The sequence below is a fragment of the Streptomyces sp. RLA123 genome, from assembly GCF_056270165.1.
Genome location: NZ_JBWDOR010000003.1, coordinates 7,915,852 through 7,941,883 on the forward strand (window position 1 = coordinate 7,915,852; position 26,032 = coordinate 7,941,883).

Annotated in this window: 25 protein-coding genes; 7 read left to right on the forward strand and 18 right to left on the reverse strand. The window is 71.8% G+C overall.

What is annotated here, in order from left to right; genetic code table 11:
* Positions 1 to 166: 166 nt before the first annotated feature.
* Positions 167 to 898 carry a class I SAM-dependent methyltransferase gene (locus RV983_RS36200; protein ID WP_475989941.1) on the forward strand — a complete coding sequence of 244 codons (732 nt, stop codon included), beginning with the start codon at positions 167 to 169 and terminating at the stop codon, positions 896 to 898.
* A 355-nt stretch (positions 899 to 1,253) separates the two neighbouring features.
* Here the strand turns inward: RV983_RS36200 and RV983_RS36205 are convergent, their stop codons facing one another.
* From RV983_RS36205 to RV983_RS36260, 12 genes are all read right to left on the reverse strand, one after another.
* Complete coding sequence (locus tag RV983_RS36205; protein WP_475989942.1) at positions 1,254 to 2,183, reverse strand: S66 peptidase family protein; 930 nt, start codon at positions 2,181 to 2,183, stop codon at positions 1,254 to 1,256.
* A gap of 92 nt (positions 2,184 to 2,275) precedes the next feature.
* Positions 2,276 to 3,445 (reverse strand): M20/M25/M40 family metallo-hydrolase, encoded by a 1,170-nt coding sequence (locus RV983_RS36210; protein WP_475989943.1) that lies wholly within the window; start codon positions 3,443 to 3,445, stop codon positions 2,276 to 2,278.
* Entirely contained in the window at positions 3,438 to 4,277 is an 840-nt protein-coding gene (locus RV983_RS36215) for a M55 family metallopeptidase (RefSeq protein WP_475989944.1), read from the reverse strand. Before RV983_RS36215 ends, RV983_RS36210 begins: the two co-directional genes overlap by 8 nt.
* A 12-nt stretch (positions 4,278 to 4,289) precedes the next feature.
* Positions 4,290 to 5,429, reverse strand: coding sequence for an o-succinylbenzoate synthase (gene menC, locus RV983_RS36220; protein ID WP_475989945.1), 1,140 nt, complete (start codon positions 5,427 to 5,429; stop codon positions 4,290 to 4,292).
* Between the two features lie 13 nt (positions 5,430 to 5,442).
* Positions 5,443 to 6,315 (reverse strand): hypothetical protein, encoded by an 873-nt coding sequence (locus tag RV983_RS36225; RefSeq protein ID WP_475989946.1) that lies wholly within the window; start codon positions 6,313 to 6,315, stop codon positions 5,443 to 5,445.
* Complete coding sequence (locus RV983_RS36230; protein ID WP_475989947.1) at positions 6,312 to 7,340, reverse strand: ABC transporter ATP-binding protein; 1,029 nt, start codon at positions 7,338 to 7,340, stop codon at positions 6,312 to 6,314. The genes RV983_RS36225 and RV983_RS36230 overlap by 4 nt, the downstream gene beginning before the upstream one ends.
* Complete coding sequence (locus RV983_RS36235) at positions 7,337 to 8,377, reverse strand: ABC transporter ATP-binding protein (RefSeq protein WP_475989948.1); 1,041 nt, start codon at positions 8,375 to 8,377, stop codon at positions 7,337 to 7,339. The genes RV983_RS36230 and RV983_RS36235 overlap by 4 nt, the downstream gene beginning before the upstream one ends.
* Before the next feature lie 5 nt (positions 8,378 to 8,382).
* A complete protein-coding gene (locus tag RV983_RS36240; RefSeq protein ID WP_475989949.1) occupies positions 8,383 to 9,348 on the reverse strand; it encodes an ABC transporter permease in 966 nt (321 codons plus the stop codon).
* A complete protein-coding gene (locus RV983_RS36245; protein WP_475989950.1) occupies positions 9,345 to 10,403 on the reverse strand; it encodes an ABC transporter permease in 1,059 nt (352 codons plus the stop codon). Before RV983_RS36245 ends, RV983_RS36240 begins: the two co-directional genes overlap by 4 nt.
* Before the next feature lie 3 nt (positions 10,404 to 10,406).
* Positions 10,407 to 12,254, reverse strand: a complete 1,848-nt coding sequence (locus RV983_RS36250) for an ABC transporter substrate-binding protein (protein ID WP_475989951.1) — start codon at positions 12,252 to 12,254, stop codon at positions 10,407 to 10,409.
* Between the two features lie 171 nt (positions 12,255 to 12,425).
* Entirely contained in the window at positions 12,426 to 13,799 is a 1,374-nt protein-coding gene (locus RV983_RS36255; protein WP_475989952.1) for a M20/M25/M40 family metallo-hydrolase, read from the reverse strand.
* Between the two features lie 181 nt (positions 13,800 to 13,980).
* On the reverse strand, positions 13,981 to 14,958 hold the full coding sequence (locus RV983_RS36260; protein WP_475989953.1) for a MurR/RpiR family transcriptional regulator: 978 nt from the start codon (positions 14,956 to 14,958) through the stop codon (positions 13,981 to 13,983).
* 245 nt (positions 14,959 to 15,203) lie between these two features.
* Between RV983_RS36260 and RV983_RS36265 the strand changes: the two genes are divergently transcribed.
* From RV983_RS36265 to RV983_RS36275, 3 genes are all read left to right on the forward strand, one after another.
* A complete protein-coding gene (locus tag RV983_RS36265; RefSeq protein WP_475989954.1) occupies positions 15,204 to 15,797 on the forward strand; it encodes a helix-turn-helix domain-containing protein in 594 nt (197 codons plus the stop codon).
* A gap of 4 nt (positions 15,798 to 15,801) precedes the next feature.
* The gene (lysA, locus tag RV983_RS36270) at positions 15,802 to 17,190 is read left to right on the forward strand and encodes a diaminopimelate decarboxylase (protein ID WP_475989955.1); all 1,389 of its coding nucleotides are present in this window, start codon (positions 15,802 to 15,804) and stop codon (positions 17,188 to 17,190) included.
* 195 nt (positions 17,191 to 17,385) lie between these two features.
* Complete coding sequence (locus RV983_RS36275) at positions 17,386 to 19,449, forward strand: prolyl oligopeptidase family serine peptidase (protein WP_475989956.1); 2,064 nt, start codon at positions 17,386 to 17,388, stop codon at positions 19,447 to 19,449.
* A 405-nt stretch (positions 19,450 to 19,854) separates the two neighbouring features.
* On the opposite strand, the gene RV983_RS36280 is transcribed toward RV983_RS36275, so the two are convergent.
* The 3 genes from RV983_RS36280 to RV983_RS36290 all read right to left on the reverse strand — a co-directional run bounded on the left by RV983_RS36280 (position 19,855) and on the right by RV983_RS36290 (position 21,862).
* A complete protein-coding gene (locus RV983_RS36280) occupies positions 19,855 to 20,568 on the reverse strand; it encodes a hypothetical protein (RefSeq protein ID WP_475989957.1) in 714 nt (237 codons plus the stop codon).
* Between the two features lie 395 nt (positions 20,569 to 20,963).
* Positions 20,964 to 21,131, reverse strand: a complete 168-nt coding sequence (locus tag RV983_RS36285) for a DUF5670 family protein (protein ID WP_018561957.1) — start codon at positions 21,129 to 21,131, stop codon at positions 20,964 to 20,966.
* Between the two features lie 113 nt (positions 21,132 to 21,244).
* A complete protein-coding gene (locus RV983_RS36290) occupies positions 21,245 to 21,862 on the reverse strand; it encodes a hypothetical protein (protein WP_475989958.1) in 618 nt (205 codons plus the stop codon).
* 410 nt (positions 21,863 to 22,272) lie between these two features.
* On the opposite strand from RV983_RS36290, the gene tal reads away from it, so the two are divergent.
* On the forward strand, positions 22,273 to 23,100 hold the full coding sequence (gene tal, locus RV983_RS36295; RefSeq protein ID WP_475989959.1) for a transaldolase: 828 nt from the start codon (positions 22,273 to 22,275) through the stop codon (positions 23,098 to 23,100).
* A gap of 29 nt (positions 23,101 to 23,129) precedes the next feature.
* A complete protein-coding gene (locus RV983_RS36300) occupies positions 23,130 to 23,384 on the forward strand; it encodes a hypothetical protein (RefSeq protein ID WP_475989960.1) in 255 nt (84 codons plus the stop codon).
* A 117-nt stretch (positions 23,385 to 23,501) separates the two neighbouring features.
* On the opposite strand, the gene RV983_RS36305 is transcribed toward RV983_RS36300, so the two are convergent.
* The 3 genes from RV983_RS36305 to RV983_RS36315 form a co-directional block, all read right to left on the reverse strand.
* Positions 23,502 to 23,933: a DUF2267 domain-containing protein gene (locus tag RV983_RS36305; protein WP_475989961.1), complete on the reverse strand. Its 432-nt coding sequence runs from the start codon at positions 23,931 to 23,933 to the stop codon at positions 23,502 to 23,504.
* Between the two features lie 61 nt (positions 23,934 to 23,994).
* A complete protein-coding gene (locus tag RV983_RS36310; protein ID WP_475990559.1) occupies positions 23,995 to 24,384 on the reverse strand; it encodes a DUF2267 domain-containing protein in 390 nt (129 codons plus the stop codon).
* A 108-nt stretch (positions 24,385 to 24,492) separates the two neighbouring features.
* Complete coding sequence (locus RV983_RS36315) at positions 24,493 to 24,927, reverse strand: Hsp20/alpha crystallin family protein (RefSeq protein WP_475989962.1); 435 nt, start codon at positions 24,925 to 24,927, stop codon at positions 24,493 to 24,495.
* Positions 24,928 to 25,054: 127 nt separating this feature from the next.
* On the opposite strand from RV983_RS36315, the gene RV983_RS36320 reads away from it, so the two are divergent.
* Positions 25,055 to 25,741: an HSP18 transcriptional regulator gene (locus RV983_RS36320; RefSeq protein ID WP_475989963.1), complete on the forward strand. Its 687-nt coding sequence runs from the start codon at positions 25,055 to 25,057 to the stop codon at positions 25,739 to 25,741.
* The last annotated feature ends 291 nt before the right edge of the window (positions 25,742 to 26,032 follow it).

Sequence of the window (26,032 nt, forward strand, 5' to 3'; positions counted from 1 at the left end):
TCATCGCCGCTTCCGCCGCCAAGAGTGGGAAGATCGGGTCGGACACGCGGTTCGAGGTCCGCGCCCCCGCAACTGGGTCGCGTGCATCCGGCAGTGACGATGGAATGAGCAGGCGACCGCGGCGCTACCGCCCGGCCGCACCCGTCGCCCGCGGAGGTGTACGCCGATGCCACTGATGCACGACGCAGAACTCGCGTCGGCCTTCGACCACGCCTCCAGCCTGTACGACCGGATGGTCGCCGCCAATCCGGGCTACCACGCCGATCTGCGAAGATCGGCGCGGCGCCTGCGCCTGCCGGCCGGCGGCGCGGGGATGCGGCTGCTCGATCTCGGCTGCGGTACCGGCGCGTCGACTGCCGCACTGCTCGGCGCCGCCCCACGCGCGCAGGTCACCGCGGTCGATGCCTCAGCCGGAATGCTCGAGGTGGCGGGCGTCAAGCGCTGGCCCTTTGGCGTCACGTTCGTCCACGCGCCGGCGGAGCGGCTTGCCGAGGTGGCTGCGAATAAGCGGTTCGATGCGGTCTTCGCCGCCTATCTCCTCCGCAACGTGGTCGACCCCGACATGGTCCTGGCGCGCGTGCGCGAGACCATGGCCCCCGGCGGCCGCATCGCGATCCACGAGTACGCCCTGAGCGGACGCCCTGCGCATCGCGCGGTGTGGACAGCGGTGTGCCGAGGGCTGCTGCTGCCCGTCGCGCGCCGTACCGGGGACGGACCCCTCTACGAGCACCTGTGGCGCAGCGTCCTGGACTTCGACACCGCCGGCCGATTCGCCGAGCGGATGAGCCGCGCAGGCTTCACCCAGGTGCGCGTTCTGCCGCTCCCGGGCTGGCAGACCGGGATCGCCCATACATTTGTCGCGCGGGCGCCCGTCGGTAGGATCGAACCTTCCTCCTGATGGTCCCGCAGGACGGGCTCGTGTCCACGCAGCGCTACGCGCTGGGCAGGGGATCCGGCGGTGGGCAATGCGGGGTCAAGGCGGTGATCGCCGCGAAGCCACGGCTGTACGGAGAGCGGTGCTCGGGCGTTCGATGGCCGAGGCCTCGGCGCCCTCCGCGCCGGCCAGGGGCGCTGTTACCAGGGCTAGCCAGTGTGCCGGGCGGCCGAGGGACCGGAATCCCGCGGCGTCTGGTCGCGGCCCCGCCGCCCGGCGGCTTCCACGGCTCTCCACCGACTTCGCCGAAGGCCGAGCCGCGCGGTGATCCGCCGCTCGGACCGCCGGATCACCGCCGTCACCGAGCACCCTTGGTGACTCAGGCGAGTACGGGACTCAGGAACGTGAGTACGCCCGCATCCGCGTCGAGCCTGGCCCGGGTGCCGATCGGGAACGTCTGCTGCGGTACGCCGTGTCCGATGTCCGCGCGGGCCAGAAGCGGGATACCGAGGTCGCCGAGCCGGTCGTGCAGCAGCTCCTCGACGCGCTCGCGGGAGCCGCAGTCCGTGAAGGTGCCGCAGACGATGCCGGCGGCGCCGTCGAAGTAGCCACTGCGCCGCAGCTGGGTGAGAAACCGGTCGAGCCGGAACGTCTCCTCGTCCACGTCCTCCAGCAGGACGATGCCGCCGCGCGCGGGTAGCGACGTGTCGGTGCCCAGGGAGCAGGCGAGCAGGGTGACCGTGCCGCCGAGCGTGACGCCCTCCGCGGTGCCGCCGACCAAGGGGCGGGAGTCGGGGAAGCTCAGCTGCTTGACGGACGCCGGGTCGGTGAGCAGCGCGGCGAGCCCGTCGAAATCGGCCCGGCCCGGACGGAAACCGCGGATGGCGGGCATCGGCCCGAACAACCCCGTCCAGCCCAGTTTCACCGCCACCGCCTCCAGGAGCGCGGTCACGTCGGAGAAACCGATGACGGTACGCGGCGTGGGTGTGGCGATGGCGTCCCAGTCGACCAGCTCCAGGGTGCGCTGGGCGCCGTAGCCGCCTGCCGCGCAGAAGACGGCCGTGAACGCCGGGTCGGTGAGCGCGTCGGTCAGGTCACGGGCGCGCAGCGCGTCGTCACCGGCGAGGTATTCGCCGCCCGCCCGCGCGGAGGCGAACACCTCGGGCTGAAGGCCGAGCCCGCGCAGCGACTCCAGGCCGACCTCCAGATTCTCCTGGTCGGGGGGCCCGCTGGCGGCGATGACGGCGACACGGTCGCCCGGCTTCGGCGCGGCGGGGCGGACGAGCCCTTCGGGGGGCAGGGTGTGCATGTGGCTCCTTGGACAGAGGGGTGGGGTTCGCGGTTCCGGCCTGGCGACCGGTGCTGGACGTGGCGGGCCGCAGCGGTCTGACGGAGCGGCGGTCAGTGGGTGTCCAGGAACGCGGCGACGAGGGCCGCCCTCTCCAACAGGGAGGCCAGCGAGGCGTATTCGTCCTCGCCGTGGGCGCCGGCGCCCGCAGGGCCCAGGCCGTCGACCGTAGGGATGCCGAGGGCGCCGGTGAGGTTGGTGTCGCCCGCGCCGCCGGAGGATCCGAGGGGCAGGTCCATGCCCAGCGTGGTGGCGAGCGCGACCAGCTCGGCCGCCAGGGGATTGGCGGGGTCCATGGCCCAGGCCGGGCGGTGGGAGAGCTTCTCGGCGGACAGGGAGGCCCGCTCCCGCACTGCGGTCGGTTCCAACAGCGCTCGAAGCAAAGTGTCCTCCGATTCGGGCGTCGCATAGCGCAGGCCGATCTCCGCCTCCGCGTGATCGGCGACCACGTTGGCGCGAGTGCCGCCGCGGATCGTCCCGACGTTCAGCGCGGCGTCGGGCAGGGCAGCGGCCGTCGCCCGCAACCCGGCGAGCTGGTCCACGAGTTCGTCGATCGCCGATACGCCGAGAGCGGCGTCGAGGCCGGCGTGGGCGCTGACCCCGCGCACGGTCAGCCGTACCCGGGCGACCCCGCGTCGACCGATCTTCAACGCGCCGCCGGGCAGCGGAGGTTCGAGGCCGAGGACCGCGTGGGCGCCCTCGGCGTGCCGGGCCACGAGGCGGCTGCCGTCGGGGCTGCCGATCTCCTCGTCGTTGACCACCACGAGGCGTACCGGACGCCGGGGCGTGGCGCCCGTACGGGACAGCAGCTCCATGGCCAGTTCGACGGCCACCAGGGAGCCCTTCATGTCGAAGACCCCCGGGCCGGTCACCGTGTCGCCGTCCTCGGCGAGGGTGAACGGCCGTCGGGTGATCGTCCCGGCCGGGAAGACGGTGTCGCTGTGCGCCACGAGCAGCGTGTGCCCCGCCAACGGGCCGTCTCCCGTGTCGTCCTGCGTCTCGCGACCTTTCCAGTACGCCACCAGGTGGGCGCCGTCCGGTCCCGGTGGCTGCTCGATGCGGTCGGCGCCGGCGGCCAGTCCCGCGGCGAGTTGCTCGCCGAACACGGCCGCACGGCCGGTGTCGCCGGACGGGGTCTCCAAGGTGACCAGGCGCTCCCAGCGTTCCAGGACCTGGTCGGCGGACGTGCGGGCCAGGGCGAGGAGTTCGGCGGGCTCAGCCATAGCAGTTCTCCACGGCCGAGGTGACCACCCGGGTCAGGGCACGGAAGCAGCGGATCGCCTCGTACATCGTCGGCAGCGTGAACCGCACGGTCAGCGGGTCGGTCTGGACGACGCCGGGGATGTAGCTCGCGGCGGGCGCCAGGTGGGCGGCGTCGAAGGAGACCTCGTAGGTGTAGCCCTCGGCGGGCGGGTCCGCCGGGCGGGTGGCGGCGGGCAGCGACGTGAGGCCTTCGCGAGCGGCCTGGTGGATCCGGGCGCCGCTCACCTCGGGCGGCAGGCAGATCGCGGAGTAGCGGTCCACGCAGGTCTTCACGACCGCGTGGGCGGCGTGCGGTGCCCACCCCCGGGCGTCCTCGCAGCACAGGTCGTCACCGGTGACCAGGACCACCGGAACGCCGTACTCGTCGGCGAGCAGCGCGTTCATCCGGCCCTCGGAGGCCGGCTCGCCGTTGATCCGCACCGCGGTGATGGTGTTGGGCAGATAGGTGTGCGCGAGGACGCCCGGCTGCCCGGCACCGGTGTGGTAGCCGACGAAGGCCACCGCGTCGGGGGAGCGGTCGATGCCCTCCATCATGCCGAGCGGCTTGTGTGTGCCGATCAGCAGCGTGGCCCGCTTGTCGAGCCGGTCGAGGAGCAGGTTGCGCTGGTCGGCGTGGGCCTCGTTGACGAGGATCTCGGTGGCGCCGGCGGCGGCGAACCCGGCGATCGCGGCGTTGACGTCGGCGGTGAGGAACTGCCGGTTGTACTCCCAGCGGGCGTGACCGGGCTCGCAGTCGTCAGGGAAGGTGACGCCGGTGACGCCCTCCATGTCGGCGGAGATCAGGACTCTCATGCTGCCTTCTCCTCAGAGGTGGTGAGACCGGGCGCGGGGACGGATGGTCCAGGTGCGCATGGTGTGCCGGCTCAGCTGGTCGAGATCGACGTCGAGGCCGATGCCGGGCCGGGAGCGGGGCACGGCGACCATGCCGTCCACGGCGCGGATCGGCGGCGTGACGATGTCCTGCCGGTAGTACTTGTCGGAGCCGGAGACGTCCGAGGGCAGGGTGAAGCCGGGCAGTCCGGCGAGCGCCAGGTTGGCGGCCCTTCCGATGCCGAACTCGTGCATCCCGCCGCACCACACCGGCACCCCGGCGTCCAGGCACAGGTCGTGCACGGCCTTCGACGGGCCGAGCCCGCCGAGCCGCGACACCTTGATGTTGACGACGTCGGCCGCGCCCAGGTGCAGCGCGGTGCGCAGCACGTCCGGGGTGGTGACCGACTCGTCCAGGCAGACCGGCGTGTCCAGACGGGCGGCGAGCCGGGCGTGGGAGAGCAGGTCGGTGGCGGCGTACGGCTGCTCGATCATCAGCAGCCCGCGCCCGTCCAACCCCGCCAGCACCGCCTCCTGTTCGGGCCGGTAGGCGGTGTTGGCGTCGACCTGGAGGGCGACGCCGGGGAAGGCGTCCTGGACGGCGCGGACCGGTTGGAGGTCCCAGCCGGGGCGGATCTTCAACTTGATGCGGCGGTATCCGTCGGCGACGTGCCGGGAGACCTGCGCGAGCAGCGCGTCGATCGTCGGCTCGATGCCGAGGCTGACCCCGGCGGGCACCGCGTCGGCGCCGGCGCCGAGCAGGTCCGCCAGGGGCTCGCCCCGCCGCTGCCCGTACAGGTCCCAGCAGGCCATGTCGAGGCCGGCGCGGGCGAAGTGGTTGCCGCTCACCTTGGCGGTGAGCCGGGCGGCGTCATCGGGGTGGTCCCAGGGGCGGCCGAGCAGCATGGGGGCGAAGTACTCGCCCAGCACCTGCCAGCAGCTCCAGGTCGACTCGTCGCAGTAGTACGGGTCGGTAGGCGAGGCGCACTCGCCCCAGCCGACACTGCCGTCCTCGGCGGTCGCGCGGACGACGATGTGCTCCAGGTACGACTTGCGGTGGGAACTGGTCTCGAAGGAGTGGACGAGATCGAGCCGGACCAGCGCCAGCTCGATCTCGGCAAGGGTGACGGTCATGTGCGGGGTCGTCCTACCGTGCAGGGCCCAGGTCAGGGGCGAGGGGCTGTGCCGGGTGCGGCGGCACGGGTGTGAAGCGGTATGCGGCGAGTCCGCCCGGCAGCCGTACGCAGGAGACGGCCGTTCGGTCGGCGAGCAGCCGGGCGAACGTGTGGGTGAGGCGGCCGCGCAGCCGGGTGGCGTGCTCCGGGCCGGCCTCGGCCCGCAGCCGGTGCCAGTCGTCCGGCAGGACCACGATCCGGTCGTCACCTTCGTCGTACATCCGGCCGACGCTCCAGCCGCCCGGGGGCGGACCGGGAACGGGCCCGGCGGGCCGTGCCGGGGCGTCCAGGTGCCAGGAGACGATGAAGCGGTCGGTGGACTCGCCGGTGGCTGCGCCGAAGCCCGAGGTGCCGTACATCGCGGGCTTGAACGCGTCCACCACCGCGCCGAGCACGTCGAGGTTGAAGTGGGCGTTGCGGGTCTGCATCGGGTCGTACGCCCAGCGGATCAGCGTCGTCCCCTGTGCGAGGCAGCGGTCGCGCTGGCCGAGCTTGAGCAGCCTTCCGATGCCGAGGCCCTGGCGTTCGTGCGCCACCACGGCCAGCTGCGAGTACTGGTACAGACGCGGGCTCCGCCCGTCGGCGCCCCGGTCCCGGGCGAGGAAGCTGTAGGTGAACCCCACCAGCGCCTCGCCGAGATAGGCGCCGACGACCAGACCGCTGTTGTCCTGGAGGGCGGTCAGCAGGCGCGGGTTGAGGCTGCCGTCGTCGCGGCGCAGCCCCAGGACCCGCTCGTACAGCGCGACGCAGTCGGCCATCTCCAGCGGGCCGTCCACGTCGCGTACCACCAGCGGCGAACCCTGCCGGGCACCGGCCGCGGACCTCGGTGTCGCCGTCGAGTTCACGACAGGCCCGCCAGGTGACACGCTGTCTGGCCGCCATCCGGCACCTCGGCCGGGAGGACCGGCAGCGTCCGCCGGTCGCAGCCGGCCTCCGCGCGACCCGCCGTGTCGAGGCCGGCCCACACCGGGCAGCGCGGGTGGAACCGGCAGCCCTCGGGTACGGCTGTCGGGTCCGGCGGCTCGCCTTGGAGCAGTTGGGGGCGCTCACCGCGCCCGGCCTCCGCGGACACCACCGACAGCAGCGCCTTGGTGTACGGGTGCTTCGGCGCGAGCAGGACCTCCTCGACGGTGCCGACCTCGACGACACGGCCCAGGTACATCACCGCCACCCGGTCGGCGATGTTCCAGGCCAGGCCCAGATCGTGACTGACCACCAGGGAGGACAGGCCGAGATCGCGGCGCAGGTCGAGGACGAGCTTGAGGATTTCGCCGCGTACGGAGGCGTCCAGCGAGGCCACCGGTTCGTCGGCGACGATCACCGACGGCTCCAGCGCCAGCGCGCCCGCGATCACCACGCGCTGCTGCTGACCGCCGGACATCTCGTGCGGGAAGCGCGACAGGAACTGCTCCGGAGGCCGCAGCCCGGCCTTGGACAGGGCGGAGTGCACGCGCTGTTCGAGGCCGTCCTTCATCCGGTGCAGCCGCGGACCCTCGGCGACCGCGTCGAAAACGTTCTGGCGCGGGTTCAGGGCGCCGCCGGGGTCCTGGAGGACGAACTGGACCTTGCGGCGGTGCGCCTTCAGCGCGGCACTCGTGTAGCGCAGCGGCACGCCGTCGCACCGCACCTCGCCGGACGTGGGCCTGACCAGCCCGGTCAGGGCCCGCGCCAGGGTGGACTTGCCGCAGCCGGACTCGCCGATCAGGGCGAGGATCTCGCCGCGGCCCAGCTGCAGGTCGACTCCGTCCACCGCCCGGGCGGGGCCGCGGCCGGCTCGGGGCGGGTAGGCGATGTGCAGGTCGCGGACCTCCAGCGCGGGCACCGCCGGCGCGGCAGGTCCGGTGACCGTGCCGGTGGAGGTGGCGGTCATGAGCGGGCTCCTTCCGCGGACGGTCCGGGTACGTCCGGGGCCGTGGATAGGTCGGGGAATGCGGGCAGCACCCGCAGGCACGCCGACCGCCGTTCGGGACCGGCCGGCCACAGCTCGACGGGCGTGCTGTCGCAGACCTCGTGCACCTCGGGGCAGCGGGCCGCGAAGGGGCAGCCCGAGCCGAGCGCGGCCGGGTCGGGCGGGTCGCCGGGCAGCCCGGCCGGCGCCATACGGGAGGCGGGGTCGCCGATGGTGGGGAAGGCGCGGGACAGCGCCCGGGTGTAGGGGTGCCTCGGGTCGTCCAGGAGCCGGCGGGAGGGTCCGGACTCGACCAGCTCACCGGCGTACATCACCGCCAGCCGGTCGCACATCTGGCCGAGGACGGACAGGTCGTGGCTGATCACGATGACGCCGATGCCCTCGTCGCGCACCAGGTCCGACAGCAGCTCGAGGATCTGGGCCTGCACCATCACGTCCAGAGCCGTGGTCGGCTCGTCCGCGATGATCAGGTTCGGGCGGCAGGCCAGCGCCATGGCGATCATGATGCGCTGGCGCTGCCCGCCGGAGAACTCGTGCGGATAGCTGCGCATCCGCCGCGCGGGGACGCCCACCGACTCCAGCAGCTCGGCCCCGCGGGCGCGAGCCTGCTTCTCGGTGACCCGGCTGCCCTTCTCGCCGGCTCTGCGGCCGTGCAGCAGGATCGGCTCGATCAACTGGTCGCCGATGGTGTGCACCGGGTTGAGGGCGGTCATCGCGCCCTGGAAGACCATGGAGGCCTCCGCCCAGCGCACCGCGCGCATCCGGCTCCACTTGGCGGTGAGCAGGTCCTCGCCCTGGTACAGCACTTGGCCGGTGACCTCGGCGGCGGACGGCAGCAGCCGCAGCAGGCTCATCGCCAGGGTGGACTTGCCCGAGCCGGACTCGCCGGCCAGGCCGAGCGTCTGCCCGGCGTCCAGCGTCAGGTCCACCCCGCGTACGGCGGGCACCGTGCGCCCGCCGCCGCGGTACGTGACCTTGAGGTCCCTGACCTCCAGCATCGCGTTCAACGTGATTTCACCGACCTCGGGTTGAGGATGGTCTCCACGGCGCGGCCGGTCAGGGTGAAGCCGAGGACGACGATCAGGATGGCGACACCCGGCGGGTACATGTACCACCAGGCGCCGGAGGTGACGGCACCGCCGCTCAGCGCCGAGTTCAGCATCGCGCCCCAGGAGATGCCGGTCGGGTCGCCGAGGCCGAGGAAGGTCAGGGTCGCCTCGGACAGGATCGCCGAGGCGACGGTCAGCGTGGAGGAGACCAGGATGAGCGGGGTGACGTTCGGCAGGACGTGTCGCAGCATGACCTGCGGCCCGCCCGCGCCCAGCGCCCTGGCCCGCTCGATGAACGGCTTCGCCTCCACGGCCAGGGTCTGCGCCCGCACCAGCCGAGCCGTGGACGACCAGCTGGTGACCGCGATGGCGATGGTGATGGAGGCGGTTCCCTGCCCGATCACCGCCGACAACGAGATGGCGAGCGGCAGGCTGGGCAGCGCGATGAACCAGTCGGTGAGGTGCATCAGCGCCTTGCCGATCCAGCCGCCGTAGTGCCCGGCGACCAGGCCGACGGCGCTGCCGAGCGCCACCGTCAGCACGGTCGCCATCAGACCGATGGACAGGGAGGAGCGGGCTCCCCAGATGACCAGCAGCAGGATGGAGCGCCCCTCCTGGTCGGTGCCGAGCGGGTAGCCGTCGGTGGGGGAGTGCAGGGAGGGACCGTCCACCTTGATGACGTCGAGGTCGTTGCCGGAGATGAACAGCGGCGCGCACACGGCCAGCAGGCCGAACACGACCAGGATGCCGAGGCCGGCCACGCCGGACCGGATCCGCAGGAAGGACCGTACGAAACCGGCGAATCCGTTGCGGCGCGGCCTCGCCGCGACCGGTGCGACCGGCGGGGCGGGGTCGGCTCCTGCCGGCGGCGGCACGACGACCGGCGCGTCCGCCTCGGTGAGGGGTTCGTGGTTGGTCACTGGGCACGCACCCGGGGGTCGAGGAAGCGGTAGATCACGTCGGCGAGGAGGTTCATGAGGATCACCGATGCGCTGAAGACGATGAACGTGCCCTGCAGCAGCGGCAGGTCGGGCACCTTGAGGGCCTGATAGCTGAGCTGACCCAGGCCCGGCCAGGAGTACACGGTCTCCACGGTGATGGCACCGCCGAGCACCGTGCCCAGATGCATGAAGATCATGGTGACCGAGGGCAGTAGGGCGTTGGGCACGGCGTGCCTGCGCCGTACGTCGTCGTCCCGCAGTCCCTTGGCCCGCGCGGTGAGCAGGTAGGGGCTGCCCAGCTCGTCGATGATCGACGAACGCATGACGGCCACGTACTGGGCGAAGACGACCAGGACCATGGTCAGGCAGGGCAGGACCAGGTGCTGGGCCACGTCGACGACGTGGTCCAGGCCACCGGTGATCGCCGGGTCGCTCATGCCGCCCGCCGGCAGGAAGCCGGGCAACGGGCCGATGCCCACGCTGAAGGTGATCAGCAGGATCATGCCGAGCCAGAAGGTGGGGACCGACCACAGCGTCAGCGAGGCTCCGGTGACGATCCGGTCCAGCCAGCTGCCGTGTCTCCAGCCCGACCTGACGCCCAGCCAGAGGCCGAGAAGTACCGAGATCACGGTGGCGGTGCCCATGAGCAGCAGCGTCGGCCACAGCCGGTCGCCGATGAGCGAGCTGACCGGCTGCTGGAACTCCCAGGAGGTGCCGAGGTGCCCGGTCAGGGTGTCGGCCACGAAATGGAAGAAGCGTTCCGGCACCGACTGGTCGAGGTGCAGTTGGTGGCGCAGCTGGGCCATCTGTGCGTCGCTGGTGGGACGGCCGCGGGTGATGGACTGGACAGGGTCGGCCGGCATCAGGCTGAACAGGACGAAGCCGATGACGAGCGTGGCCAGGAAGCTGACCGCCGCGGCCACCAGCTTCGTGGCCAGGTACCGCGCGAACCCGGAGCCCGTCCGGCGCCCCGCCTCCGGGGCGCCGGCGGGCTTCGCCGCGACATCACTGCCGACGTCGATGGTGTCTGCCACGGTCTACTCGCGGTCGTCGGAGGAGGAGCGGCGACGGGCCAGGAACACGCCGCCGGCGGCCAGCACGACGACCACGGCCGCGGAAACGCCGATCAGCGTGCCGGAGTTGCCGCCGGAGGAGGAGGACGAGGCCTTCGCCGGGGCAGCGCTCAGGTACTGGTCGAAGGCCACCTGAGCGGGAAAGGCCCCGGTGGAGTCCGCCTTGCCGGTCACGATGCCGCTCACCCGGTCGGTGCGGTAGGCGGAGAGGCCGTTGGCGTTGTAGATCATGATGTTCTCATTGGCCTTGTACAGAATCGCCTGCATCTGCCTGAGCAGATCGGCGCGCTCCTTGTCGTCGAAGGCACTCTGCTGGCGCAGGAAGAGGTCGTCGTAGTCCTTGTCGCAGAAGAACGAGTCCGTGCTGCCGCCTTCGCCCTTGCTGTCGGGTAGCGCCGAACAGGTCTGGATGCCCAGCAGGTAGGTCGGGTCCGGCCCGGTGGACCAGGAGTCCATCAGGATGTCCCAGTCGCCCTTGGCCAGGTCGGCGTTGAGCTTGGAGGAGCTCATCGACTGGATGTCGACCTTGACCCCGATCTCCTTGAACCAGCCGGCGAGATAGGTGGACACCTTGGCGTCCGCGTCGTCGTCGGAGTGGATGCCGAGGCGGAACTCCAGCTTGCGCCCGGACTTCGGGTCGACCCGGATCCCGTCGGAGCCCTTCTTGTAGCCCGCCGCGTCGAGCACAGAACCGGCCTTGGCCGGGTCGTAGTCGAACCTCTCCGCGTCGGAGGGCTGCCACGCGTACTGCGGGAGGGACGGCGGCAGGTAGCTGGCGCCGACCTGCGCCAGGCCGTTGCGCACCTTCTTCACGATCGTCGCCCGGTCGATGGCGAGGGCCAGCGCCTCACGGACCTTGACGTCGCCGAGCGCCGGGTGGCCGGTACCGATCTTCTTGCCGTCTCTGGTGCGGGCGCCGCCGTTGAGCTCGATGCCGTTCCAGCGGTTGCCGACCAGCTCGAACGCCTTGATGCCGGACTGGCCCTTGAGTGCCTGGTACTGGGTCGGGTTGAGACCGCTGACGTAGTCGAGCTGACCGGATCGCAGTGCGGCCACGGCGGCGTCCGTGTTCTTGAACGCCTGCTGGATCATGTGGTCGTACTTGGGTGCGCCCAGCAGAAAGTCCTTGTTCGCGTCGAACTTCACGTACTGCTCGGGCTTGTAGTCCGTCAGCGTCCACGGGCCGTAGCCGACGATCGGGAAGCTGTCGTTCTTGTATGTCTTCAGATCCGTGACGTGGGATTCCCATATGTGCTTGGGCACGATCGGGATGCCCGACACCGGGATGCTGACCGACAGCATCGTGGACTGCGGCTTCTTGGTCGTGACGACCAGCGTGGTGTCGTCCGGTGCGGTGACCGAGGCGAAGTTGCCGACCAGCGAGCCGTTGGCGGTGGCCGCGGTGGAGTTCGTCATGATCAGGTTGAACGTCCAGGCGGCGTCCTGGGCCGTGATCGGCTTGCCGTCGCTCCACTTCAGACCCTTGTGGATCTTGAAGGTCCAGGTGAGTTTGTCGCTCGAGGTCGTCCAGGAGTCGGCGAGGTACGGCTTGACGGTGCCGTCCTGCTCCACCGTGTCCAGGGCGGGGTAGATGCCGGAGAACACGTCCAGGCTGCCCGCGAAGTAGGCGAGGAACGGATTCAGGGAGTCGATGCCGATGCCCGTGATCGGCATCCGCAGCGTCTTGCCGCCATCGTCGGCCGAGGCGGCCGGCGCGGCGACGAGCCCCGCGGCGGTACCGAGGAGCAGGGAGGCGGCCAGCGCGGCGGCGGCCCCGCGGCCGCTTCTGCGTGAGGGAGTGGACGTGGTCATCGTGAACTTCTCCAAGAGGTGCCGGCGGCCAGGGCCGGGTGGGGACGGGAGGGGGAGGGAGGGTACGGACCTTGCGAGGCGGGGTGAAGCTTTCCCAAGGGGGAGGACGGTCGTACGGACGTGCCGAGGCCGTCCGGGGGAGGGCGGCGGTCCAGGCGGTACGTGACGCGGTCACAGGTCCGCGGGGACGGCGAGCGGGTCGCTGCGCAGGAAGTCCTCGAGAACCCGCACCCCGAACTCCAGGCTGCTCACCAGGACCTGTTCGTCGACGCCGTGCACGTACCGCCAGGCGTCGAAGCCGGGCGGGGTCAGGCCGGGGCCGAAGCCGTAGCACTGTATGCCGAGCCGGGCGAACGCTTTGGCGTCGGTGCCGCCGGACATGATGAACGGCAGGACCAGCGCCTCGGGATCGGCCCGGCGCAGCGCCGCCGCCATCGCCGCGAACTCGCGGGACTCGTGGTCGGCGAAGACCGGGGCGGCGAAGCTGTGGAAGGAACGGGAGACCTTCTCGCCGAGCAGCGCGTCGACCGTGGCGAAGAAGTCCTCCTCCGCGCCGGGCAGGATCCGGCCGTCCGCACCCGCCGCCGCCTCGCTCGGGATGACGTTGTGTTTGTAACCCGCCTTCAGCATGGTCGGGTTGAGCGTGTTGGCGACCGTGGCCTCCACCAGCTTCGCCGCCTCGCCCAACTGCGCCAGCGACGTGGGATCGGCCGGGTCGACCGTGACGCCCAGGTGGGCGGAGAGCCCCTCCAGCAGGGCGGCGACCGCCGGCACGATCCTGACCGGCCAGCGGTGCGCGACGAGCGCGGCCAGCGTGGTCGCCAGGGTCGCGACAGCGTTGTCCGGACCGGGACGGGAGCCGTGGCCGGCCGCGCCGCGCGCGGTCAGGTCCATCCAGGCGCTGCCGCGCTCGCCGACGGCGACCGGGTAGAGCCGGGAGGCGTCCGGCAGGTGGACCGAGTAGCCGCCGGACTCGCCGATCGCGGTGGCCACCCCCTCGAAGAGGGCCGGATGCCGGTCGACGAGGAAGCCCGCGCCCAGCTCGCCGGTGTCCTCCTCGTCGGCGACGAAGGCCATCACGACGTCACGCGGCGGACGCACGCCCCGGCGTGCCCACGAGCGGGCGACCGCCAGCATCATCGCGTCCATGTCCTTCATGTCCAACGCGCCCCGGCCCAGGATCGCTCCGTCGCGTATCTCCGCGCAGAACGGGTCGAAGCTCCAGTCGGCGGGCTCGGCCGGGACCACGTCCAGATGGCCGTGGACCAGCAGCGCGGGGGCGTCGCGGTCGGCGCCGGGGATACGGACCACCGTGCTCGCCCGGCGCGGGGCCGACTCCAGCACGACAGGCTCGTAACCGGAGTCGGAGAGCAGCTCAGCGGTCCACTCGGCCGCCTCCCGCTCACCACGGGAGTCGCCTGCGCCGTAGTTGCTGGTGTCGAAGCGGATCAAGCGGGCGCACAGCTCGGTGACTTCGGCGGTCAGGGCGGCGTCCTCGGCTGCGGAGAGGGCGGCTCCGTCCGGACAGTTGGAGGGATCGTTCATGCGGAGGGGACCAGGGCCTTCCCGGCGGCAGGAGCCGAGGGCGAACCCTCTGCCGCCGATGGCTCCGCGAGAAGCACTCGCGGAGGCGGGTAAACGGGTGGGACGGGAGACGAGGACGGGGTGGGAGGACGGTCACCGTGCGGGTGGGTGCCCGTGGCCGAAGAGGAAAACGTGGCAGGAATCAGGGGGTACGCGTGCCGGGGGTGTCGGCGGCGAGTTCAGGGCGGCCGGGGGCACCGGAGACGGCCCCTAAGTTTTCCGGAGCCGCGTCGGATGCCGGACGGCCGAGGCCGTAGCTGTCCAAGGAGCGGAAGACCTCCGACCGGCGCCGGCTGCGACGGGCGGCGCCCTTGGCTCCGGCGGCGGCCAGGGCCGCCAGTACATGGGCTGCCGCCACCACCGCCGTCGGCGAGTGGTGCGGCGACTCGCTGCGCGTGTCCACCGCCAGGACGTGCGAGGCGAAGGAGCACACCGGACTGGTGTAGCTGTCGGTCAGCGCGATCACCGAGGCGCCCAGCGCGTGGAACTCCCTGGCCACATCCACCGTCAGCCGGCTGTAGTTGCGGAAGCTGAACACGACCAGGGCGTCGTCCGCGTGCGCGTCGCTGATGGCGTTGACCGCCGCGCCCGTCGCCGGCTGTACCAGGAACACGTCCCGCATACTGCTGGTGAGGTCGCTGGTCAGCAGCGATGCGTACCCGGCCGACTTGAGGTCGCCCAGCACCCACCGCCGCCGTGCCCGCAACAGGCCCGCGGCTGCCACCTCCAGGGCTCCGTTGGCCTGGAGACCCGCCAGCGTACGGCGGAGGTTGTCCTCCTCCGCGGTGATCATCCGGCGAAGCGCCGACCGCTCGCGGGGCTCTGACTGAGGCTCACGGCTGGTGAACCGCAGATCCGGCTCGGACAGCCGCAGACCGACCTCCCGGGCCGCCAGCAGACGGAGATCGTCGGTGGAGGCGACCCCGGCCGCCGCCAGCAGTCCGTCCAGGTCCGCCGCGGTCGCGTGGGCCGCACGCAACAGCTGACCCGGACGGCGCTCCAGTGAGGCCGGGTAGTCCTCCGCCAGCACCGCGAACAAGCGCTGCGCCGTGGGCCCGCAGAGCTCGGCCGCCGCACGCAGCAGCTCGAGGGTCGACGTCGGCGCCAGCGGACCGGTCACTGCTCACCTCTCCCACTCAGGGCAGCCCACACCCGGATGTCCGGGTGCTGAACTGTCCCTCTGCTGACAGTTAAACGGCGGTGTCAGATTGCTTGATCTAAGTGATGCGTGAGTCTTACTGTCGCCGCATGACCTCGTCAAGAGTCACCGGGGCGGAAAACTTTCCGGCCGGTTCCCCCACCCCGGACCCGACTGCGCCTCGCACGCCGGACGATCCCGGACATCAGGACGTCGAACGGGGCAGGGTGACCACCGGATCCGGCCGCACCACGGCTCCCGACGGCGGCGACACCGGAGACGTCCTCGCGGCCTCCGTCGCCCGTGTGCGCCGGGCCGCCGGCCTCACCCTCAGCGCGGTGGCCGCCCGGGCCGGCGTCTCACCGGCGTACGTCTCGCAGATGGAGTCGGGCGCCGCCAATCCCACAGTCCGCACCCTCTGCCAGATAGCCGACGCCCTCGGCGCCACAGCCGCTGAACTCCTCGGCGGCACCCGGCCGGGCACCGTCGCCGCCGCTCCGGGATTCCCGCCGCGGTTCGCCCCCGCCCCGCTGCTCGCCCGCGCCGACGGCCACCACGGCATCTGGGACCTGTCGGCCCCGGGCGCGCGTCGCATCGGCGCCCGGCTGCTCCACGCCGACCTGGGCGACCACGACCACCCGACCACCCACCCCGGCGAGGAGTTCGTGCTCGTCCTCGCCGGCTCCTGCCGGGTGACGGTGGCGGGCACCGTACGGCTGCTGCGCCCCACCGACAGCTGCCACCTCGCCGCCACCGACGAACACCATTTCACCGACGCCAGCGACGACCTGCTGATGCTCGTCGTCCTCACCGAGGAGTAGCCCCGTGTCCACCGCTCCCTCACCGCCCGCGACACACGCGGGGACCCCGCTGCCCGACGGACTGGCCGCGGCCGCCTCACCCGAGACGGCCCCCGAGGTGTGGCCGTTGACCGCCCGCACCGTCGAGGGCCGGCTGCACATCGGCGGCGTGGCCCTGGACGACCTGGCCGACGCCTGCGGTACGGCGCTGTACGTGGTGGACGAGGCCGACTTCCGCCACCGGGCCCGGCTGTGGCGCGAGTCAGGCGCCGACCGGGTGCACTACGCGTCCAAGGCGTTCCTGTGCGCGGAGATGGTCCGCTGGGTCGACTCCGAGGGGCTGCACCTGGACGTGTGCAGCGGCGGCGAACTCCAACTCGCCGCGGACACCGGCTTCGACGCCGCCCGGATCGTCTTCCACGGCAACAACAAGTCCGGCGCCGAACTGGAGGCGGCCGTCGCCCACGGCGTCGGCGTGGTGGTCGTCGACTGCCTGGAGGAGATCGACCGGCTGGCGGACGCGGCGGCCGTGGCCGACCGGGTCCAGGACGTCTACGTCCGCATCGCCCCCGGAGTCGCCGCCGAGACCCACGACTACATGGCCACCGGCGGCGACGACGTCAAGTTCGGCTTCCCGGTGCGCGGCGGCCACGCCGAGCAGGCCGTGCTCGCCGTCGCGGCGCGCCCCTCTCTACGGCTCGCAGGAGTGCATTCGCACATCGGCTCGCAGATCACCGCCACCGAGGGGCTCACTCTCGCCGCCGAACGGGTCGCCGCCTTCGTCGCCCTGCTCGCCGAGCGGCACGACATCGCGGTGGCGGAGATCGACCTCGGCGGCGGCGCCGGCATCCCGTACCTGCCGGGCCAACCCCGCCTGGATCCGGCGGCCTTCACCGCCGCCCTGCGGGCCGGCCTGGAGCGGGTGCTGCCCGGCTCACCGATACGGCTCGCCGTCGAGCCCGGCCGGTCGATGATCGGCACGGCCGGGGTGACGCTCTACCGCGTCGGCGCCGTCAAGGACGGGCTGCGCCGCCGGTTCGTCTCCGTCGACGGCGGCATGAGCGACGCCCTGCGCCCCTCCCTCTACCTCGCCCGCTACACCGCGTGGACCGCCAACCGCCCTGCCGAGGGCGAGCCGGTGCACGCCGCGGTGGTGGGCCGCCACTGCGAGAGCGGTGACGTGGTCGTGCCTGACATCGCCCTGCCGTCCGGCGTGACCGCGGGAGACCTGCTGGCCGTCCCCGCCACCGGCGCCTACCACCACGCCATGGCCAGCAACTACAACGCCCAGCCCCGGCCCGCCGTCGTCGCCGTACGGGACGGCCGAGCCCGCCTCATGGTCCGCCGGGAGACCCCGGCCGACCTGCGCCGCCGCGACGCCCACGGTGAGCCGGTGCAGCTGACCGCCGGGTGACCCCGGCGGGCCCGGTCAGCGGGCGCCCGCCGCTCAGGGCGTGCGTGCGCGATGTCCCGCGAGCGCCCCCGGAGCCGGCACGCCGTCGCGGGGACCGTCCGCCCAAGGGCGGCCGACCCGCGCGCAGAGCCCTCGCCCGTGGCGTCCACAGCTCGCGCAGCAAGCCAACTCCCCTCCCGTACCCGGAGTCACCCCATGCCCACCTCGCCTCACCTGCCCTACGGCACCTGGCCGTCCCCGATCACCGCCGAAGCGGTCGCCGACGCCTCCGGATCCACCTCCTGGCCCTCTGGAGCCGGCGACGAGAACTGGTGGTGCGCCTCCGACCCGGCCACCGCGACCGTTCGGCTGCTGCGCAACGCCCCAGGCCACGAGGAACCCGTAGCGGTGCTCGCCCCCGGCGTCTCCGTGCGCAACCGCTCCCTCGGGTACGGCGGCAAACCGTACTGGGTACGCGCCGCCGACTCGGCTGCCGACAGCCACCTCCTGGTCTTCACCGACCACCGTGACCAGCGGCTGTACCGCGCCGAGGTGCCCCGCCTCGGGGCAGCCGAGGACGACGTGCTCCCGGTGCCCGTCCCTCTCACCCCGGCCGGCCCGCCCGACCGGGAGACCTGCTGGGCCGACCCGGTGAGCGGCCCGGACGGGACCGAGGTGTGGTGCGTGCGGGAGACCACGCGCGCTGCCACCGGACCCCACGACGCCGACCCGGCCGTCCGCACCGTACGCGAGATCGTCGCCGTACCGCTGTCCGGTGCCGCCGCCGACGACCCCGGCGCGCTGCGCGTGGTGGCCCGCTCGCACCACTTCCTCTGCGGGCACCGTGTCTCGCCGGACGGCCGAAGGCTCGCCTGGATCGGCTGGGACCATCCTCATATGCCGTGGGACAGCTCCGAGTTGATGGTCGCCGACCTGCACGACGGTGTCGCGGGCGAGCCCGTCCATCTGCTCGGCGGCAGCCACGACGGCAGCGAGGTCTCCGTCTCTCAGGCCGCATGGGCGGGCCCCGACACTCTCTACGCCATGGCCGACCTGGACGGGTGGTGGAACCTGCACCGCGTCGACCTGGCCACCGACCGGCCCACGGCCACCGCGATCGCCAACGTCCTCCCGCTGCAGCAGGACTGCGCCGGCCCCCTATGGCGGGTGGGCGCGAGCTGGTTCGCCGTCACGCCGTACGGCGTGGTACTGCCGCACGGCAACGGTCCTCAGCAGCTTTCCTGCTGGTCGCCGGAGGACGGCGCACTTACCGAACTCGCGGAGGGCTGGAGCCTCTTCCACGGCGACCTCTGGTCGGACGGCGAACGGATCCTCGTACGGGCCGCCGCCCCGGCCCTCGGCTCGGCCCTGCTGTCGGTGCCCCTGGCACCCGGTTCCGGTCCGGCGCGACGCACCAGGCCCACGTCCGAAAACCCGCTGAGCCCCTACCAACCCCAGCCCGAACGGCGCACCGTCCACGACGCGCAGGGCCGAGCCGTCCACTTCGTGCTGCACCGGCCCACCCATCCCACCGCCATCGCACCCCAGGGCGAACTGCCACCGCTGCTGGTGCAGGTGCACGGCGGCCCGACGAGTTCCGCGGGCGTCACCGCCGACCTGGAGTACTCCTTCTTCACCAGCAGGGGCTTCACCGTCGCGGACGTGGACTACGGCGGCTCCACCGGCTACGGCAGGGCCTACCGCGACCGGCTGCGCGGCCAGTGGGGAGTCGTGGACGTCGACGACTGCGTCACCGTCGCCCGCGCACTGGCCGCCGAGGGGCTGGCCGACCCCGCCCGTACCGCCGTGCGCGGCGGCTCGGCCGGAGGCTGGACCACGCTGGCCTGTCTGACCCACACCGACGTCTTCTGCGCAGGCACCGTCCTCTACCCGATCAGCGAACCGGCACGATGGCGGGCCGATCAGACCCACGACTTCGAGTCGCGCTACGTGGACACCCTGGTCGGCGTCCTCCCACAGGACCGGGCCCGGTTCGACGAGGTCTCACCCGCCGCGAACGCCGACCACATCACCGCGCCGCTGGTGATGCTCCAGGGCGCGGATGACTTCATCTGCCGCCCGGACCAGGCCACTCGCATCGTGGACAACCTGGCCGCACGCGGAGTGTGGCACCGTTTCCTGCTCTTCGAGGGCGAGGGACACGGCTTCCGCCGGGCCGACAGCGTCCGCCGCTCCCTGCTGGCGGAGGTCGCCCTCTATCGCGAAGTGCTCGGCGCCCACATCGCCTCCGACGTCCTCTTGGACGCCGACGCCCTGTGATCGAGGACCTCCAGAGGATCCGGACGAGGGTTCGGGGACGCCCAACGGGCCGCGAGCACTTCTGGGCGTTCGCCCAGCACGTTGGCAGCGCGTCTGGTTCGCGTGCCCTGGGCTTGGGGGTGCGTCGCCCGGGAGGAGCGGACGGTGATTCACGTGCCAACGCCGACCAGGGAACCGGGCCTCCCGGGCTCAGTACAGCTCGTACGAGCGTCGTTGCGCACGATGAACTGAATGCTTCCCGCACAGGATGAGCGAGGCGAGGCCAGTCGCCCGGCCGGATACCGAATCCTGGACGTGCACATCGACACGTGGCACCGCACCGACCTCAGGACCCCGCGAGACATCGCGCCATCACCCCTCGGTCGCCGGAAGCCCCGAAGCAGGATCCGGTGGTACGGCCCATCGTCAGGCAGGGGGCGGCCGCCCGCTCCAGCCCGGCCCCCAGGGTGGCGCCGGGCCGGACGGTTCACCGCGCTCGGGGAGGGCCGTGGGGCCGGGCCGGCGGAGTGGGCCTCGCTGTCGGCTGCTGTCGCGCAGGGCTGCCCAGGCGGGCAGGAGGAGAAGCGCGAGGGCAACCGTCCAGGCCGTGATCGTCGGCGTGATGAATGCCATCCCGGACAGGAGGTCCTCCTGGCATGCCGGGTGGCTGATGCCCCGGCGTACGCAGGCGAAGTGGTCGCGTGAGGTGAACGCGGCCAAGGGAACCAGCAGCCCGGCGCCGAGCACGGCGAGCACTCCGTGGAGGGCGCGCAGGTCGTTGAGTGCGGTGCGTCGTGCCACGAAGAATCCGGCGGCAAGTTGCAGCAGCATAGCGACGGGCACCGTGTAGAGGGTGAAGACCGAACCGAGCCACTGGATCGGCCACGGGAAGACCAGGGCACTGACCACGTGCACCGTCCAGAGCGCGAACCCCGCGCGCGCGCCGAACACGACGCCGCCCACCAACGCGCGGACGGGACGCAGGCGCTGCGGGGCGAGGAGCGCCGCGGAAACCTCCCCGGACGAGGGCCACAGCAGGAACCGTCCGGGTCCCGCGGTGGGCGCGTCGTGCCTGACACGATGGAGAAGCCGTGCCGCGAACGGTGCGGCGAGCGGCAGCGCGGCGGTCGCTGCGACCACGGCGATGACGCCCGGCGGGGTGGCAGGACGACGGCCATGGAGAACAGATAGCCGAGGTAGTCCAGCGGCGTCGGCAGCAGATTCAGTGGACTCGGCATGGTCAGCAGCCCGAAGCCGGGTGCCCCCGCTGGATAGACGCGTGGTCCGTGGACGAGCGTGATGTCGTCGACGTTGTTCATGGCGATGGCCGTGGCAGCCCTGCAGGTGCGGTGGCCGCCTGTGGACGTACACGGGGTGGGGCGGCTCGCCGGGGAGGTTCGCGCTGGTTCCAGGGGCGCGATGCCGGCGAGCCGCCTTCGGTGCGTCTACCCCGAACGGGATGGGGAAGCGCGAAGGGTGGGGTTCGCGGCCCAGTCGGCTGCGCGAACCCCACCCGTCGAGTGGGTTGTGTCAGGTCACCATCGGTACCAGCGGCGGCGTCCGCCGCCTTCGGCCGCGCGGAAGACGAAGCCGAGGAGCCACACCACCAGCACGATGATGGCGATCCACCACAGTGCCTTGAGGGCGAACCCCGCGCCGAACAGGATCAGGGCGAGCAGCAGGACAAGCAGCAAAGGAACCATGTAGTCGACCTCCTGACGTCGCGTCTGCCCCGCAGACCGGCTATCACACGTGAACAGGGCGGCGCCGGCCTCGATGACCGGTTCTGCGTCGTAGGTGGCGTCGTGGTGCGCGGTCAGGACGCCGGGTGCCAGATGGGGGTGACGGGCATGTGGGTGGGCAGTGAAGGGGCGTGCCGGGCGAGGGAGCGGGCGCGCTGCCACATACCGTGGACCTGCTGTGCGGGCCGCTGCTGTTCTCCGTGCAGGGCGTTGAGCACGACGAGGCCGCCGGTCAGCACGGGCACGACCCATTGCATGCACGCCAGATGACGCTGCGCCGTGGAGAGATCGACGGGATGCTCTGTCGCCTTCTGCGCGTCTTCCGGCCGGTCGGAAGACGCGAGCCTGATCTTCCTGCCGAGCACGCCGCTGTATGCGGTGGCGGCCAGAGCGACCCCGGTGAGCACGGTCTTGACCAGGGTGGAAGTTGCCACGCCTTGCTGCACGGCCACCCGGGGGGCGTTCACTGTGAGCAGGCCGCTGCTGCCGATCAGGTGGCAGCCGACTGCTGCGGCATTGACCGGGCTCCACCTCTCCCAGCCCGAAGCGGCCATTCGCGCGGTCCTTCTCTCGCTCCCGCCTTCGGCCCGGGCAGCGCCGTTCAGGCCGACCGCACCCATCAGGGATCCGCCGAACCACGCGGCCAGTCCCACATCGTGCAAGCTCCGCAAGACCGTATGACGTTCGGACATGCACCCGACTCCTCGAATAGCGTCTCTCGGACGGCGGCGGCCCGCCGGCGTCTTCACCGTGGCCCACCGCGGCCGTCGCCGCCATCGAGGCTGGTACAAATGAGCCCGCGCATCCCCGGCGACAGCCCCTGCGTCTGCCGGGCGCCGCCCCGGCGTGCAGCCTGCGTACCGGGTTCTCGCGGACCTCCACGACCCACGCGGGACCTGCAGGGATAGGTGTATCGAGCATAGGGTTCGCATGGTGCTGCGACCTGCGGAGAAAGGGAATGCGCGGCGTCGACGAATTCGTCGAGGTGCGGCGGGCACACGCCTAGGGAAGCCAGGTGACGGGTGTTGCCACCACGTTCGCCCGCAGGGTGAGGAGCGTCATCGGCGCGATCGGCACCGTACCGAATCTGGTGGTACACGCAATGTCTGGTTCCGCTGTATCCGACCCGCTTGCCGCTCTGTCCGCCGCGGGGGTGTCGGTGTGGCTCGACGACCTGTCCCGCGAGCTTCTCGCCGGCGGTGAGCTCGAGGAGCTGATCGCGGACAAGCGCGTGGTGGGCGTGACGACGAACCCCACGATCTTCGCCTCCGCGCTGTCCAAGGGAGACCGCTACAACGAGCAGTTGCGCCGCCTGGGCAGCGCGGGCACCAGCGTCGACGACGCGGTCTTCGCCTTGACCACCGACGACGTGCGCGACGGCTGCGATGTCCTTCGCCCCGTCTACGAGCGCACCGGCGGTACCGACGGGCGGGTGTCGCTCGAGGTCGACCCCCGGCTGGCGCAGGACGCCGACGCCACCGCCGCCCTGGCCCGCAGGCTGTGGGAGGCGGTCGACCGCCCCAACCTGTTCATCAAGATCCCGGCCACCCGCAAGGGGCTGAAGGCGATCACCGCCGTCGTCGCGGAGGGCATCAGCGTCAACGTCACGCTGATCTTCTCCCTGGAGCGCTACCGCGCCGCCATGGACGCGTACCAGGCAGGACTGGAGCAGGCCCAGGCTGCGGGACACGACCTGGCGGACATTCACTCGGTCGCCTCGTTCTTCGTTTCCCGCGTCGACACCGAAGTCGACCGACGCCTCGACTCGATCCGCACTGCCCAGGCCCGGGCCCTCAAAGGCAAGGCCGCGGTCGCCAACGTACGACTGGCGTACCAGGCGTACGAGCAGATGATCGCAGGCCCCGCTGGCAGAGTCTTGCCGCAGCCGGTGGACGCCCGCAGCGGCCGCTGTGGGCGTCCACCGGCGTAAAGGATCCGTCCTACGCGGACACGATGTACGTGAGCGAACTCGTCATCGCGGGCACCGTCATGGGCGCCACCCTGACCGCGTTCGCCGACCACGGCACTCTCCCCGAAACCCAGTCCCGGCCCACCCTGGGCGACTACGGGGCCGCCGTCGGCCACCTTGAAGCGCTCGCACACGTCGGCGTCGACTTCCCCGGCGTCACCGACACCCTCGAGCGCGAAGGACTGACCAAGTTCGAGGGAAATGCACTCCAAAATCGACGTCGAAGCGGCCGGCCACGGTGGTGACTCCGAGGAGACCGACCTGCTGGCGATCTACCTCAACGATCACTACTCCGGCGCCACCGGGTGGCTCCCGGACGGCTCCGTCACTTCGGGCCTGTCGTTGTCCGGGGTACGGACCGGTCAGGCGGCGGGTGTGAGTTCGGCGCGTCCGAAGAGCAGCGCGTGGCCCTGAGGCAGCTGGTGCAGGATGCGGGTGACGAGGTCGTCGTCGGCGAACTGGGCGATGACGGTGAAGACGGTGCTGGTGTCCCAGCGTGCGGTGGCGGGGGTGCCGCCGGTGCCGGTGGCCAGGTCGCTGACGAACTCCGCCCCGGTGCGGGGGGTGGTGGGGATCTGGGTGGTGAGCTCGAGGGCGGCCTCGACGGGAAGGAGGGCGGCCAGGGCGACGCGTTCTTCACCGGTCAGTTGGCGGCCAAGGGCGGCGAGGACGACCCGTACGGCCTGTTCGGCTCGTTCGCTTGTGGCGTAGGCGCCCTCGTAGCGTACGCGTTCGACCAGTTCTCCGAACGCCATCGCGGCTGAAGGGTGGGTGGCCTGGGGCTGCGGGGACATCGGCGGGTGTCCTTTCTCTTCTGGGTGCTGGATGCCATGGGTAGGCGCGCGGCTCGTGTTCTCAGCCGGCTTTGAGGTGGCCGAACAGCAGGTCGTAGGACGGGGGCAGTTGCAGTAGCAGCCGTCGCAGCAGGTCCGGCCCGGCCTCCTCGGCGGCCACGCTGAGGACGGCGCCCACGTCCCAGCGCGCGGTCTGATCGGTGGCCCCCTCGATCCAGGCGGCGGTGGCCCGCACGAACCTTTCCGCGTCCAGTGGTTCGGTGGCCCGCATGGGATTGAGGAGGATGAGCGCGTAGGTCTCCGGGAGTCGAGCGGCGAGCTCGGCGCGTTCCTGGCCGACCACGTGTGCGCCCAGCAGGGCGAGTACGACGCGGGCCGCTCGGTCCGCCTCCTGCGGTGTGGAGTATTCACCGCGTTCCTGCACGCACTCCAGGAACGCCTCGGATCGCATGACCACGATGTCCCCCTTGCCTTGGGCGCGGAGGACGGGCCGAAGAGGGGGGAAGAAGTGGCCCGTCCTCCGCTGCTTGTGGATCCTCGAGGCTGCGCCCGTGAAGGGTCAGCCGCTGATCTGCTTGCGGTCTGCGGACGACGTGATGGAGATCTTGCGCGGCTTGGCCCGCTCCGCGACAGGAATGCGCAGCGTGAGTACTCCGGCCTCGAAGTCGGCCTGGATGTGCTCGGTGTCGAGGGTGTCGGCCAGCACGAGCTGCCTGGAGAAGACGCCCAGCGGTCGCTCAGAGAGCTCCATCTGCACGTCATCGGCCTTGGCCACCGGCCGTCGCTCGGCCTTGACGGTGAGCCTGTTCCGCTCGACGTCGATTTCGATCGCCTCAGGCGAGACTCCGGGCAGGTCGAAGACGATCACGTAGCGGTCGCCCTCGCGGTAGGCGTCCATGGGCATGGCCGTCGGCCTGGACCAGGTGCCGGTCGCTCCCAGCATCTGCTGCGCCAGACGGTCCAGCTCACGGAAGGGGTCGGTGCGCATCAACATCGTGAAACACCTCCAAGCGTTCGGGCAGTAGCTGCCAATGCGCTTCACCTGTCTTCCGTTGTAGCATGTCGTCCAAGCGATGACAAACTCAGATGTCGTCGAAAGGGTGACATGCAGGAGTGCTCCCATGACGACCGACCCGCCCGGCCGGACCCGCGATGAAAATCCCGTCCCGTTCCTGGCCGCCGCAACCGCCCTGGCCGCCATTGAGGAGGCCCTTCGAGCAGCCCGCGCTGCCGACGACACCAGGCCTCAGCCCAGCCGTGACAGCGGGCCGCGGGAGGCGCTGGCCGCATTGCTCCTGCTGCGCGAGGTCCGGGAGCAACTCGCGCGCTGGGAGAGCGGCCTGATCGAGACGGCCCGCGCAGCTGGAGCGAGCTGGGCCGATCTGGCCGACCCGCTCGGCCTCGCGAGCCGACAGGCTGCCGAACGCCGCTATCTGCGCCTACGGCCAGGAGCGGCCGGCGCCACAGGGGAGCAGCGGGTGAAGGCCACCCGCGACCGCCGGGCCGCCGACCGCTCGGTCACCGTCTGGGCACGTGACCATGCCTCCGACCTGCGTCGGCTCGCCGCACAGGTCACGGCCCTTCGCGACCTCCCCCAGTCGGCCCGCTCCGCCGTCGCAGCCGTCGACCAGGCCCTGGCCCGCGATGACGCAGCAGGACTGGTGGCCCCGCTCGCCGCCGCACATCCTCACCTGGAGTCCGCTGACCCCGAACTTGCCGCCAGCGTCGCAAGCCTCACCCGGCACACCGACAGGCTGCGCCGAAGCAGCCACGAGCGGCGCCGGGATGACGAGCCCGAACGTCGGTGAACGCGTCGGCGGCGGCGTCGGGGTACGCCTTCCAACCGCTGCCGGGCCCGGCGAGCATGGCAGAGGACGCCGAGCCGTCCTCCATCGCAGCCCGGCAGGGCCGGGACGATCCTGACGCCGTCGCTTTGGCGGCCTTCAGGGCGTTCGGCGCCTCGACGTCCTGGCCTCGGGCCAGTCGGAGGCGAGTGCCGACCGGGCTTCGCCAACCGGGTGCGGACGCGGTCGGCTCGATCTGGGCGGCGGCCAGGACGGCGAAGAACTTCGCGCCGATGCCGTTCGGGTTGCCGGCCC

Bases quoted from the DNA above. Each gene is read 5' to 3' on its own strand.
- RV983_RS36200 (WP_475989941.1), top strand. From the start codon at position 167: ATGCCACTGATGCACGACGCAGAACTCGCGTCGGCCTTCGACCACGCC.
- RV983_RS36205 (WP_475989942.1), bottom strand. From the start codon at position 2,183: ATGCACACCCTGCCCCCCGAAGGGCTCGTCCGCCCCGCCGCGCCGAAG.
- RV983_RS36210 (WP_475989943.1), bottom strand. From the start codon at position 3,445: ATGGCTGAGCCCGCCGAACTCCTCGCCCTGGCCCGCACGTCCGCCGAC.
- RV983_RS36215 (WP_475989944.1), bottom strand. From the start codon at position 4,277: ATGAGAGTCCTGATCTCCGCCGACATGGAGGGCGTCACCGGCGTCACC.
- menC (WP_475989945.1), bottom strand. From the start codon at position 5,429: ATGACCGTCACCCTTGCCGAGATCGAGCTGGCGCTGGTCCGGCTCGAT.
- RV983_RS36230 (WP_475989947.1), bottom strand. From the start codon at position 7,340: ATGACCGCCACCTCCACCGGCACGGTCACCGGACCTGCCGCGCCGGCG.
- RV983_RS36235 (WP_475989948.1), bottom strand. From the start codon at position 8,377: ATGCTGGAGGTCAGGGACCTCAAGGTCACGTACCGCGGCGGCGGGCGC.
- RV983_RS36250 (WP_475989951.1), bottom strand. From the start codon at position 12,254: ATGACCACGTCCACTCCCTCACGCAGAAGCGGCCGCGGGGCCGCCGCC.
- RV983_RS36255 (WP_475989952.1), bottom strand. From the start codon at position 13,799: ATGAACGATCCCTCCAACTGTCCGGACGGAGCCGCCCTCTCCGCAGCC.
- RV983_RS36275 (WP_475989956.1), top strand. From the start codon at position 17,386: ATGCCCACCTCGCCTCACCTGCCCTACGGCACCTGGCCGTCCCCGATC.
- RV983_RS36285 (WP_018561957.1), bottom strand. From the start codon at position 21,131: ATGGTTCCTTTGCTGCTTGTCCTGCTGCTCGCCCTGATCCTGTTCGGC.
- RV983_RS36290 (WP_475989958.1), bottom strand. From the start codon at position 21,862: ATGTCCGAACGTCATACGGTCTTGCGGAGCTTGCACGATGTGGGACTG.
- tal (WP_475989959.1), top strand. From the start codon at position 22,273: ATGTCTGGTTCCGCTGTATCCGACCCGCTTGCCGCTCTGTCCGCCGCG.
- RV983_RS36305 (WP_475989961.1), bottom strand. From the start codon at position 23,933: ATGTCCCCGCAGCCCCAGGCCACCCACCCTTCAGCCGCGATGGCGTTC.
- RV983_RS36310 (WP_475990559.1), bottom strand. From the start codon at position 24,384: ATGCGATCCGAGGCGTTCCTGGAGTGCGTGCAGGAACGCGGTGAATAC.
- RV983_RS36315 (WP_475989962.1), bottom strand. From the start codon at position 24,927: ATGTTGATGCGCACCGACCCCTTCCGTGAGCTGGACCGTCTGGCGCAG.
- RV983_RS36320 (WP_475989963.1), top strand. From the start codon at position 25,055: ATGACGACCGACCCGCCCGGCCGGACCCGCGATGAAAATCCCGTCCCG.